Raw genomic sequence first — 12,407 nt, 5'->3', positions numbered from 1 at the left:
GGGCAGCCCCTGCCCGCCCTGCAACCGCCCCAAGCCAGAGCAGCGCATGCTGACTGGCTGGGTGAAAAACGCTTAGTTGACGGCGTCTTTCAGAGCTTTGCCAGCCTTAAAGCCAGGGATCTTGGCAGCGGCGATGTTGATCGGCTTGCCGGTCTGCGGATTGCGACCAGTGCGAGCAGCGCGCTCCTTGACAGCGAAAGTACCGAAACCAACCAGTACCACGGAGTCACCTGCCTTCAGGGCGCCGGTGACGGATTCGATCACTGCATCCAGCGCGCGGCCAGCAACAGCTTTTGGGATATCAGCAGATGCAGCGATGGCATCGATCAGTTCCGACTTGTTCACTCTAAGTCCCCTTATTTCTGTTGAGTCGTATCTTTAATTTTCGGGTGTAAGCAAAGCGGTGCTAGATGGCAATGACACAAGAGGCCGATTAAACAAGGGCACCTGAAATGTGTCAACGTGGCCATCCAGACTAATGCGTGCTGATTCGCTCCTTGGAATCAGGCTCGCGCTTGTCATCCTTTGCAACAATCTCGGGAGCCGCATCGGACAAGGGCTCCGGCGCGTATTGCAGCGCAATTTGCAGGACCTCGTCAATCCACTTAACCGGTTTAATCTGCAGGTCCTGCTTAATATTTTCAGGAATCTCTTTCAGATCACGCTGATTCTCTTCCGGAATGATGACTGTCTTGATCCCGCCGCGATGCGCCGCGAGAAGTTTCTCCTTGAGCCCACCAATGGCGAGTACCTGTCCACGCAATGTAATCTCACCGGTCATTGCGACATCTGCGCGCACCGGGATTTGCGTAAGAGCCGATACGAGCGCTGTGCACATACCAATACCGGCACTGGGGCCATCCTTGGGAGTTGCACCTTCCGGGACGTGAATGTGGATATCCTGCTTCTCGTGGAAATCTGCTGCTATACCCAGACTGGTCGAGCGACTGCGAACGACCGTCAACGCAGCTGTGATCGACTCGCCCATCACTTCGCCGAGCGAGCCTGTCTTGGTCAACCGCCCCTTGCCCGGAACCACGGCGGCCTCGATCGTCAGGAGCTCACCGCCAACTTGCGTCCAGGCCAGGCCTGTCACCTGGCCGATCTGATCCTGCTGCTCAGCCAGACCGTAGCGGAACTTGCGCACACCCAGGAAATGCTCGAGAGAATCGGCGTCCACAACCACCTGGAAGCGTTTCTCGGCCGCATGCTCCTTAACCACCTTGCGGCACACCTTGGCCAGCTGGCGCTCAAGACTGCGGACACCGGCCTCGCGGGTGTAGTAGCGGATGATGTCCCTGATAGCGCCTTCCTGGAACTCCAGCTCACCCTTCTTCAGACCATTGGCCTCGATCTGTTTGGGTGCCAGATAACGTGTGGCGATGTTGACCTTCTCGTCCTCGGTATAGCCCGGCAGGCGGATGACTTCCATGCGATCGAGCAACGGTGCCGGTATGTTCATCGAGTTAGCGGTGCAGAGGAACATAACGTCCGAGAGGTCATAGTCGACCTCCAGATAATGATCGTTGAAGTTATGGTTCTGCTCCGGATCCAGCACCTCGAGCAGCGCCGAAGCCGGATCACCGCGCATGTCGCTGCCCATCTTGTCGATTTCGTCGAGCAGGAACAGCGGGTTACGTACGCCAACCTTGGTCATCTTCTGGATCAGGCGCCCAGGCATGGAACCGATGTAAGTACGACGGTGACCACGGATTTCCGCTTCGTCCCGCACGCCGCCCAATGCCATGCGCACGAACTTGCGATTGGTCGAACGCGCGATCGACTCAGCCAGGGAGGTCTTACCGACCCCGGGAGGGCCAACCAGGCAGAGCACAGGCCCCTTCAATTTCTTGACGCGCTTCTGCACGGCGAGATATTCGAGGATGCGGTCCTTGACCTCTTCCAAGCCATAATGATCGGCGTCGAGCACTTCCTCAGCCTTGGCAAGATCCAGCCGCACCTTGCTGGCGGCCTTCCATGGCACATTCACCAGCCAGTCGATATAGGTGCGAACCACCGTCGCCTCTGCAGACATAGGCGACATCTGCTTGAGCTTGTTGAGTTCGGCCAGGGCCTTGGTATAGGCGTCCTTGCTAAGGCCAGCGTTCTCGATGCGCTTCTTCAGATCATCGACTTCGTTATGGCCTTCATCGATGTCGCCGAGTTCTTTCTGAATGGCCTTCATCTGCTCGTTCAGGTAGTACTCGCGCTGACTGCGCTCCATCTGCTTCTTGACGCGACCACGAATGCGCTTTTCCACCTGCAGCAGATCAATTTCCGCATCCAGCAGCGCCAGCACATGCTCGACCCGCGCCGGCAGGTCGGTAATCTCGAGAATTTGCTGCTTCTGTTCGATCTTCAGCGCCATGTGCGCCGCCATGGTATCCACCAGGCGGGCAGGCTCGTCGATGCTGCTTAGTGAGGACAGAACCTCTGCCGGAACCTTCTTGCCAAGCTGGACGTATTGCTCGAACTGGCTGAACAGGCTACGGGTGAAGACCTCGGATTCGCGGGCCTCGACTTCGGCCTCTTCGATCAGCAAGACCTCTGCGCGGCAATGGTTGTCCACGTCGGCGAAGCGCTCGATGGCGCCGCGCTGCTCCCCCTCGACCAGTACCTTGACGGTCCCGTCCGGCAGCTTCAGCAGTTGCAATACGGTGGCGACCGTACCAACGCGATACAACGCGTCCTCGGCCGGATCGTCGTCCGCCGGATTCTTCTGCGCAACCAGCAGGATCTGCTTGTCGCCGGACATGGCGGACTCGAGGGCTTCGATGGATTTCTCACGGCCAACGAATAGCGGGATCACCATGTGCGGATAGACCACCACGTCTCGCAGCGGCAAAAGGGGCAATTCGATGGTTGTCTTCATAAATTCAGCTCTACGACGGCCATACGGCGGTAAACGGACGGGCGGTTCCCTTCAACCAAAGATGAGGGCGCGCCCCGCAAAAAACAAGGCAGCGAGCAAACACAAAGGGGCCCGCAGGCCCCTTTGTTCGATCACGCCTCAGGCGCAGCCTTGGCTGGTGGCTCCGTATTCTCGTAAATCAACAGCGGCTGAGAGGTACCTTCGATCACGCTTTCGTCGATCACTACCTTGCTGACATCCTTCTGCGAAGGGATCTCGTACATGGTATCCAGCAACACGCCTTCCAGAATCGAACGCAAACCGCGAGCGCCGGTCTTGCGCTCCAGCGCGCGATGGGCCACGGCCTTCAGTGCGTCGGCACGAAACTCCAGATCAACGCCTTCAAGCTCGAACAGTTTGGCGTACTGCTTGGTCAGCGCATTCTTGGGCTCGGTAAGAATCTGGATCAGCGCCGCCTCGTCGAGCTCGTCGAGTGTAGCGATTACCGGCAGACGACCCACGAATTCGGGGATCAGGCCGAACTTGACCAGATCATCCGGCTCTACCGCCCGCAGCGATTCACCAATCTTCTTACCCGGATCCTTGCTGCGCACCTCGGCATTGAAGCCAATACCGCCCTGAGTCGAGCGCCCTTGAATCACCTTTTCCAGGCCGGCGAAAGCCCCGCCACAAATGAACAGGATGTTGCGGGTGTCGACCTGCAGAAACTCCTGCTGCGGGTGCTTGCGACCACCCTGCGGCGGCACGGACGCAACCGTACCCTCGATCAGTTTCAGCAGCGCTTGCTGGACACCTTCACCGGAAACGTCGCGGGTGATCGAAGGGTTGTCGGACTTGCGCGAGATCTTGTCGATCTCGTCAATGTAGACGATACCCATCTGGGCCTTTTCTACGTCGTAGTCGCATTTTTGCAGCAGCTTCTGAATGATGTTCTCGACATCCTCGCCCACGTAACCGGCTTCGGTAAGGGTCGTCGCATCAGCGATAGTGAACGGAACATTCAGCAGGCGCGCCAATGTCTCAGCAAGCAGTGTCTTGCCCGAACCGGTCGGACCGATCAACAGGATGTTGCTCTTGCCCAGCTCGACTTCTTCTTTCTTGTCGCGCTGGTTCAGCCGCTTGTAATGGTTGTAAACGGCCACCGCCAGGATCTTCTTCGCACGCTCCTGACCAATGACGTACTGGTCGAGAATGGCGCTGATCTCCTTGGGCGCGGGCAGTTTATGCGCGTTGCTCTCAGCCTGCGCTTCCTGCACCTCCTCACGGATGATGTCATTGCACAGGTCGACGCACTCGTCGCAGATGAAAACGGAGGGCCCGGCGATCAACTTGCGTACTTCATGCTGGCTTTTGCCGCAGAAAGAGCAATAGAGCAGTTTGCCGGAGTCCTCGCCGTTGCGGGTGTCAGTCATTCGGTCGATCCAATCGGGAAGGCTTGAAACACAAGATGAAGGCAATCGTGGGCTTTTTCAAGCCCACGGGGTGGCCGCATATCGCAGGCTGCGAGCGATCAAAGTGCCAACTGGCGCTGAGTCAGTACCTGATCGATCAAGCCGTACTTGACGGCTTCTTCGCCGCTCATGAAGTTGTCGCGGTCGGTATCTCGGGCAATCACATCCATCGGCTGACCGGTGTGGTGTGCCAGGACCTTGTTCAGGCGCTCGCGGATCGTGAGGATCTCACGGGCATGAATCTCGATGTCCGACGCCTGCCCCTGAAAACCGCCCAGCGGCTGGTGAATCATCATGCGCGAGTGCGGCAGGCAGTAACGCTTGCCAGCCGTACCGCCGGTCAGCAGCAAGGCTCCCATGGAACAGGCCTGGCCGATGCAGATCGTCGACACGTTCGGCTTGATGAACTGCATGGTGTCGTAGATCGACATACCGGCAGTGACCGAACCGCCCGGGGAGTTGATGTAAAGATGGATATCCTTCTCAGGGTTTTCCGCCTCGAGAAAGAGCATTTGCGCAACGATCAGATTGGCCATGTAGTCTTCGACCTGGCCGACCATGAAGATCACCCGCTCCTTCAGGAGGCGGGAATAGATGTCGTAAGCGCGCTCACCGCGTGCGGACTGCTCGATCACCATCGGGACCAGGCCACCGGCGGCCTGAATGTCCGGAGCTTGCATAAAAGGATTGCGGGACATGTTCCAACGATACTCCCTATGTCATGCCTCAAAAGACATAAGCCAGCACGAGGCTGGCTTATGTTGGTGCACTCGGAAAGATGAAGAAATCAGGCGGCTTGCGGAGCTTCCGCAGGCTTGACAGCTTCTTCGTAGGAGACCGATTTGTCGGTCACCTTGGCTTGCTGCAGAACAGTATCTACAACTTGCTCTTCGAGCACAACCGAGCGAACTTCGTTCAACTGATCGGCATTCTTGTAGTACCAGGCCACCACCTGCTCCGGCTCCTGGTAAGCAGACGCCATCTCCTCGATCAGCTCGCGAACGCGTGCTTCGTCGGGCTTGAGCTCTTTCTGCTTGACCACCTCAGCGACGATCAGACCCAGCACGACGCGGCGCTTGGCCTGCTCCTGGAACAGCTCGGCCGGCAGCTGGTCAGGCTTGATGTTGCCGCCGAACTGCTGAACAGCCTGGGTACGCAGACGGTTCACCTCGTTGTCGATCAGCGCCTTCGGCACCTCGATCGGGTTGCCAGCGACCAGACCTTCCATGACCTGATTCTTCACCTTGGTCTTGATGGCCTGACGCAGTTCGCGCTCCATGTTCTTCTTCACCTCGGCGCGGAAACCTTCCACACCGCCTTCCTGAACGCCGAACTGGGCGAAGAACTCATCATTGAGTTCCGGCAGCTGCGGAGCGGCGACGTTGTTCACCGTGACGGTGAACTCAGCAGTCTTGCCGGCCAGTTCGAGGTTCTGATAATCCTCAGGGAAGGTCGGGTTGATCACGCGCTCTTCACCGGCCTTGGCACCCACCAGGGCGTCTTCGAAGCCCGGGATCATGCGACCTGAGCCCAGCACCAGCTGAGTGCCCTTGGCCGAGCCGCCGGCGAAGGCTTCGCCGTCGATCTTGCCGACGAAGTCGATGGTCAGCTGGTCACCGTTCTCGGCGGCACGCTCGACATTCTCGAAGCGAGTGTTCTGCTTGCGCAGGATTTCCAGCATGTTATCGACGTCGGCGTCGGTCACTTCAGCCTGCAGACGCTCGATCTCGATGGCCTCGAAACCAGCCACCTCGAATTCGGGGAATACTTCGAAGGTGGCGACGTACTCGAGGTCCTTGCCCTTCTCGAACACTTTCGGTTCGACGGACGGAGCGCCGGCCGGATTCAGTTTCTCGGCAACGATGGCTTCGTAGAAAGTCGACTGGATCAGGTCGCCCAGTGCTTCCTGACGAGCGGCCTCTTCATAGCGCTGGCGAATCACGCTCATCGGCACCTTGCCGGGACGGAAACCAGGAATCTTGGCACGGCTGGCGGTCTGTTGCAGACGCTTGTTGACTTCGGTCTCGATGCGCTCGACCGGCACGCCGATGGTCATGCGGCGCTCAAGAGCGGAGGTGCTTTCAACAGAAACTTGCATGGATTTTCCTCGTTGCACAGACATAAGCCGGGCGTTCCGGCCCCAGAATGGGCAAGCATTCTAGTGGCTCGGTTGGCATAAGTCACCCTGCCCTTCATGGCCGCCGAATGACCGGTACGGTTGCCAGGTCGCCGCCGTTCGCTTCGCCATATGGCTGAACCTTGCGACTGCCGCAGCGGCTAGCTCTGCACCAGGCGTCTCATCCAGTCGAGCAGCACCGTTGGCAAGAGGCCAGGCCGAGGAAGCAGCGCATAGCGGCTCGTGCCGAACATCCGCGGCAAGTAGGCTCCAGCCTGCCGATCGACAGTGAGACAGAACGGCGATATCCCCTGCAGCACCGCCTCAAGCACGGCCTGGCGGGAATCCTCGACACCGTGACGACCTTCGTAGTCGTCGCTGTCGCTTGGCTTGCCGTCGGACAGCACCAGCAACAATCGACGTGTAGCGGGCTGACGCATAAGTGAGGCACTGGCATGACGTATGGCCGCACCACAACGCGTGTAGTGTTCCGGCTCCAGGGCAGCGATGCGTAATGCGATGTCCTGCCCGAAAGCCTCGTCGAACGATTTGATGTCGCGTACTACGACCGCAGTCCGCCCCTGCCCGGAAAATGCCTGTATCGCATACGGCGCCCCCAGGCTTTGCAACGCGATGCTTACCAGCAACAGTGCCTCCCGCTCGACATCGATAACGCGCCGCCCCTGTGATATCCAGCTATCGGTCGAGCCACTCACATCGATCAGCAACATGATCGCCAGATCACGTTGTATCGACCGCTGACTTCGGTACAGGCGGTCGTCCAGACCCGCTCCGGCTCGCAGGTTCGCCACGGCAGCGACATAGGCGTCCAGATCCAGCTCTTCACCGTCGACGCGCCCGCGCACCCAGGCGCGATGCGGGCGCAGCATCTCGAAACGGCGACGAATCCCGTCGAGCATGCCGCGATGGGATTCGAGCGTGTCTCGTACCCAGGCAGAACTGCCTGGCAGCGCGGCATGCACCTGCACGAACGCGCCCTGGTCCCGATAACGACCTATCCGGTAATCCCACTCCGGATAAAGGATGCCAGCCTGCGAAGCGTTACCGGCAATTGCGGACGCTGGCGAGCCGTCCGGTGGCTCGTCACTGAGCAGTACCTCCTTCGGCTGTCCGGAAGAGGCGACCAGGCGCGCCTGGGGCAAGTCGCCGACCATTTCGCCGAACAATTCGGTATCGCCTGCGTCGTCCCGATCAATCGGGCGCTGCAAGCCCAGCGGATCTTCCGCATGGGGATGCGGCTCATCGAGCTGGATCATCAGTGGTCCGCTCTGCGGCGACTCGTCCTCGTCCGGCTGCGCCTGACGGACATCAGGTCGCCGCCACATCCGTACGCTGCGCGGCGGAGACTGCGCTGGGTCCCGGTCGGCCTCCGCACAACCAGCGGCGCGATGATCCGTCGTTGGCGCAAGCAAGGCGCCCGACCAGTAGTCGGCGAACAGCGGGTCGAGGCCGATCCGGCCGCCTGCGGCTGGCTGTAGTTGCCAGCGATCCAGCAGGCGTGAGGCCCAGCCGCAAGAATCTTCGGCTGATGAAGGAAGCGGCAACTCGTCGAGCTCGCCGCCGAGCCATGCTCGCACGCGAATCTCCAGTGGCCGACGCGCCGCCCCAAATGCACTCAACGGCGGGCGGAATGCCAACGCGTGGGCTCGCAGCGTTCGCACCGCCTCCGCCAGCCCCGGCATTTCCCGCAACAGTTCCTGCTCAGCCGCGTGAGCTTCGAGCAATCGATAAAGCGCACCGGTCATGGGTGTGAGGCTGCGCCAGTCGATCAGGGCGCTACCCCGGCGGATCCGCATCGCTTGCTGCAGGGCCATGACCTTGTATAGCGACGTTGCCAGCGTACGGTCTGGAATATGCACCGCCCGTGGCAACCAGATGCTCGCACCGTCGGTCGCCGGCACCGCCGCCAGGCGGTGCGGTCGAGGGCTGCGGCCGAACATCTCCGCCAGCAACGTGGGGCGTGGCGGCGGCTGCGCGATGCGTAGTCGATAGCTATGACTAGTTACCGCCGCCAGCAGCAGTTCCAACCGCTCGGCCACCTCGCTGAGCGGAACACTTTTCGGCTCCGGCGAGTCTGGACCGAAGCGCCGCCACAAACGCTGGGCGAACACGGTGGCGTGTCGTGCCGCATCGGTCAGGACTTCCTCTGCTTCGGCCATGTCCTAGACGAACATTCCAGAGACCAGGTCCTGCATCGCCTCGGCCAGCGCTTCGTCGTCCGACAGAGGCGCCACGATCGCCGCCAGACAGGCCTCACGTATCGGTATGCCATCGGCACACAGCGCACCCGCGGCGATCAGCAGACGAGTGCTGGGCACCTCGGTAAGGCCTCGGTCGCGCAAGGCTCGCAGCCGATGCGCCAGCGCGACCAGCGCCCTTGAGGTGGGCGCGTCCGCCCCGCTCTCCCGCTGCACGATCCTCGCTTCCTGTTCTTCGCCCGGAAAATCGAGATTCATCGCCACGAAGCGCTGACGCGTGCTGGGCTTAAGGTCCTTGAGCATTCGCTGATAGCCAGGGTTGTAGGAAATCACCAGCTGAAAACCCGGTGAGGCGACCAGTAACTCACCGGTCTTGTCGATGGGCAGCAGTCGCCGGTGATCGGTCAGCGCGTGCAGAACCACTACGGTGTCCTGCCGCGCCTCGACGACCTCGTCCAGATAGCAAATGGCTCCCTCGCGTACCGCTCGGGTGAGCGGGCCGTCCTGCCACACGGTGCCGTCATGGCGGATCAGGAAGCGGCCGATCAGGTCGCTGGCGGACAAGTCATCGTGGCACGCTACGGTGATCAATGGCCGCTCCAACTTCCAGGCCATGTGTTCGACAAAACGCGTTTTGCCGCAACCGGTCGGACCTTTGAGCATGACGGCCAGACCACGCGCGTGGCAGCGCTCGAACACCGCGACTTCGTTGCCACCGGGTAAATAGAACGGTTCGCCCGCACAGGCCTGGGACAGTGGAGCGCGCTCTGGCAACGTCATGTCGCGCGCGCCTCTGCCAAGGCCGAATCGGCCCCGTCCGTGCTGAAGCGCGGCGCATGGCGGAAAAAGTCATAGATGAACAAGGCAACGCCCACGGTAAACAGCGAGGCGGTAGCGATCAGCATGACGAAGTGAATCTGGATCTTCAGCTGCGCATCCAGGTAGCCCATGCCCATGATCCGTTCGAGGTAGACCTGAGCGATACCTGCCGTGGCAAATGACAACGTCATGCCGAACATGCCGGTGATCTGCAGCCAGAACGCCCAGTAGCCCAGCGTGCTGCCCTGCTCCCTTCGCCCGGCGGTCATCGATGGCAAAGCGTAAGTGATCATCGCCAGCACGATCATGGCATAGGCCCCATAGAAGGCAGCGTGACCATGCATCGCGGTGATCAGCGTGCCGTGGGTCCATTTGTTCACGCTGGGCCAGGTATGAGCCAAGCCGAGCAGCCCGGCGCCGAACAGGGCAAACACCGCGCTGCCGATCGTCCAGTGCAGCGCCAGCGTATTCGGATGCGCCATACCTGAGCGGCGCATCGCACCATAGGCGTAGGCGGCCATGCCGACCAGCGCGAGCGGCTCGAGCGCGCTGAAGAATCCGCCAATGGGCAGCCAGTAAGTGGGCACACCGACCCAATAGTAGTGATGCGCCGTACCGAGGATGCCGGCAAGAAACACCAGGCCGACGATCACGTACAGCCATTTCTCCATGACCTCTCGGTCCGCGCCGGACAAGCGGATAAGCAGGTACGCCAGAAAGCCACCCATGATCATCATCCAGACACCCTCGACCCATAGGTGGATGGTCCACCAGCGATAGAAGATCGAAACGGTGTAGTTCTCGTAGTGCAGCAATGCAGGCAGATACAACAGCGCGGCACTGACGAAGCCGATGATCAGCACCGCTTCGGTGGTCGTGAAGCGCCCGGATTTACGGATCGTCATGCCGACGTTGTAGAGAAAGATCAGCATGCAGATGACGATCACGATCTTGTGCGGCAGCGGTTGCTCCAGCAGCTTGTTGCCCGTCCCGTAGCGGAACAGGTAACCGATGATTGCGGTGACACCCATCAGCGTCCAGAGCACTAGCTGCACATAGGCCAGCCTGGTGCTATGCAACTCGGTACGCGACTCCTCAGGAATCATCCAATAGGTCGCGCCCATGAATCCTGTCAGCACCCAGACGATCAGCAGGTTGGTATGGATAACCTTGGTCACGTCGAATGGCAGGATGTACAGCAATGGGTCCGGTCCGATGTACTTGGTCGCAGACAACAGGCCGAAAACCAGTTGAAGGCCGAACAGGACCATCGCCACGGCGAAATACCAGTAAGCGACCGATTGGGACTGATAGCGCATCTTAGTTTCCCCTTGCAGCGAGCATGGAACAGGCCGGGCCTGTGCCGTGCGCGTGTCACTTGAGCGTTTCGAGATAGGCTGTCAGCTGATCGATCTGTTCGTCCGTCAGGCTCTCGCCGTAGCCGGTCGGCATGAACGAGGTGCCGTCAGCCGAGTACATCGCGCCTGCAACGATGTGCGCGCTGGGGGCGACGATCGATTCGCGGATGTAGCCGCGTGCGTCCTGGGCCTGCCCCTGGTAGTCGGGCGAAGCGATCACTTGCGCGGCGCGAGTCGCGATGCCGGATAAAGTCGGCCCTGCCATGTCGGCGCCCGGCGCGGTGGAGTGGCAGGCGTTGCAAGCCGGTACCGCTGCGCGGAACACCTGCTCTCCCAGTGCGCGGTCGTCGTCCTCTGCGTCCACTGGCCGCGCCCCAGGAGGCAAGTCGCTACGTTGCGTGCCACCAGTCTTCAGCGTATCGGCGCCCGGAACGAAACTGCCGGTGACCAGGATCGGTCGCGGCGGCCAACCTTGGTTGTCGACCTTGCTGACCCAATCGAGGAATGCGATCAGGTCATCGATTTCGCTCTCCGCCAGGTCCTGCTTGGGCATCAGACGGCGGTGGACCTGCTCGTCGTAGAACTTGGACGGATCGCGCATGTACGCTTTCAGATATGGCTCGCCACGATGCTGGGTGATCTTGGTCAGGTCCGGTGCGTAGTACGCTCCTTCGCCGAACAAGGTGTGGCAGTTGATGCAGTTGTACTTGTGCCATACATCCATGCCGTGCCTGACCTGCGGCGTTATGTTCTCAGCGTTGGTCAGCGCGGGAAACTGCCGATGACTGTCGACGGTCAGCCCGATGAACACGAGCGCGGCCACTCCGGTTGCGGCAATCGCGAAAAGCCTGGCTTGGCGGTTGTTCATTTCACCCCCTCAGACATTGATGCCGGTCCAGTGAATGAGGGTCATCGAGAACGCGTAAAGCATTGCGCCGAGCATCAGAAGCAGCACGACGAAGCTCAACAATTTCACCGGACCGTAGAGCTTTTTGGCTTGCATGCGGTTCTCCTTTGACGGCAATCGCTACCCACCGTCGGGCTGTCAGAGTTCGGTACAACAGCGCTCAAGCCTCTCCGGAACGATGAGTTCAGCACTGCGTTGCGCCGTGCCTCTGCGCCGCTCCGAGAAGCGGCTGAGCTTTTATCGCTCCGCCACCCTCGATTGCCCGGTTAAAGACTGATTTGACGAAGCACTGCTGCCCGATGATTAACTTCATCGTTATTGCAGGCCGCTTGCCGGCGAAATTCGAAGTTACTTCTATTCGGCCGTTGCACATGAGTCACTGGCTTAATAAGCCATATTCCTAGAGTCTCTCCCTTCATTCGACGCTTGCTCGAATACCGAACAGCTACAGGGGCCATTCTAGACGGCCAAGACCTGTCCGCCAGCAGTCACATCCACGCCCAGGCTGCACATATCAGATTTAATGATCCGAATATCGAAAATCATTGATGCGGTATTAATCCGCTCTGCTTGATTAAATTGACGCTGATCAAATCGAGCAACTCCGGCGCGAACTGCAGGATTAATTACGTCCTTCGAAAATATATATTCAACTGGCCGACAGA

The 12,407-nt window shown here is 59.9% G+C and carries 10 protein-coding genes; all 10 read right to left on the bottom strand.

Translation table 11 applies throughout. The annotated features are described in order from the left end of the window. Positions 1–72: 72 nt before the first annotated feature. Complete coding sequence (gene hupB / locus HZR81_RS09820; protein WP_003282502.1) at positions 73–345, bottom strand: nucleoid-associated protein HU-beta; 273 nt, start codon at positions 343–345, stop codon at positions 73–75. A 130-nt stretch (positions 346–475) separates the two neighbouring features. Then, positions 476–2,872: an endopeptidase La gene (gene lon, locus HZR81_RS09815; protein WP_500127983.1), complete on the bottom strand. Its 2,397-nt coding sequence runs from the start codon at positions 2,870–2,872 to the stop codon at positions 476–478. Positions 2,873–3,003: 131 nt separating this feature from the next. Next, complete coding sequence (gene clpX / locus HZR81_RS09810) at positions 3,004–4,284, bottom strand: ATP-dependent Clp protease ATP-binding subunit ClpX (RefSeq protein ID WP_063543014.1); 1,281 nt, start codon at positions 4,282–4,284, stop codon at positions 3,004–3,006. A 98-nt stretch (positions 4,285–4,382) separates the two neighbouring features. After that, on the bottom strand, positions 4,383–5,021 hold the full coding sequence (gene clpP / locus HZR81_RS09805; protein WP_102841136.1) for an ATP-dependent Clp endopeptidase proteolytic subunit ClpP: 639 nt from the start codon (positions 5,019–5,021) through the stop codon (positions 4,383–4,385). A gap of 89 nt (positions 5,022–5,110) precedes the next feature. Further along, entirely contained in the window at positions 5,111–6,421 is a 1,311-nt protein-coding gene (gene tig, locus HZR81_RS09800; RefSeq protein ID WP_253750280.1) for a trigger factor, read from the bottom strand. A gap of 179 nt (positions 6,422–6,600) precedes the next feature. Continuing rightward, positions 6,601–8,619 (bottom strand): nitric oxide reductase activation protein NorD, encoded by a 2,019-nt coding sequence (locus HZR81_RS09795; RefSeq protein ID WP_500127982.1) that lies wholly within the window; start codon positions 8,617–8,619, stop codon positions 6,601–6,603. Positions 8,620–8,622: 3 nt separating this feature from the next. Then, positions 8,623–9,438 (bottom strand): CbbQ/NirQ/NorQ/GpvN family protein, encoded by an 816-nt coding sequence (locus HZR81_RS09790; RefSeq protein ID WP_500127981.1) that lies wholly within the window; start codon positions 9,436–9,438, stop codon positions 8,623–8,625. After that, the gene (locus HZR81_RS09785; RefSeq protein ID WP_500127980.1) at positions 9,435–10,796 is read right to left on the bottom strand and encodes a cbb3-type cytochrome c oxidase subunit I; all 1,362 of its coding nucleotides are present in this window, start codon (positions 10,794–10,796) and stop codon (positions 9,435–9,437) included. The genes HZR81_RS09790 and HZR81_RS09785 overlap by 4 nt, the downstream gene beginning before the upstream one ends. A gap of 55 nt (positions 10,797–10,851) precedes the next feature. Beyond that, a complete protein-coding gene (locus HZR81_RS09780) occupies positions 10,852–11,703 on the bottom strand; it encodes a cytochrome c (protein WP_152481269.1) in 852 nt (283 codons plus the stop codon). A gap of 9 nt (positions 11,704–11,712) precedes the next feature. Further along, a complete protein-coding gene (locus tag HZR81_RS09775; RefSeq protein WP_256070092.1) occupies positions 11,713–11,838 on the bottom strand; it encodes a hypothetical protein in 126 nt (41 codons plus the stop codon). Positions 11,839–12,407 lie beyond the last annotated feature (569 nt).

The sequence above is a fragment of the Pseudomonas sp. LM13 genome, assembly GCF_041381355.1.
Taxonomy (GTDB): domain Bacteria; phylum Pseudomonadota; class Gammaproteobacteria; order Pseudomonadales; family Pseudomonadaceae; genus Stutzerimonas; species Stutzerimonas frequens.
The sequence above is the reverse complement of the archived record's forward strand: the minus strand, read 5'-3'. Positions and strand labels throughout refer to the sequence as shown.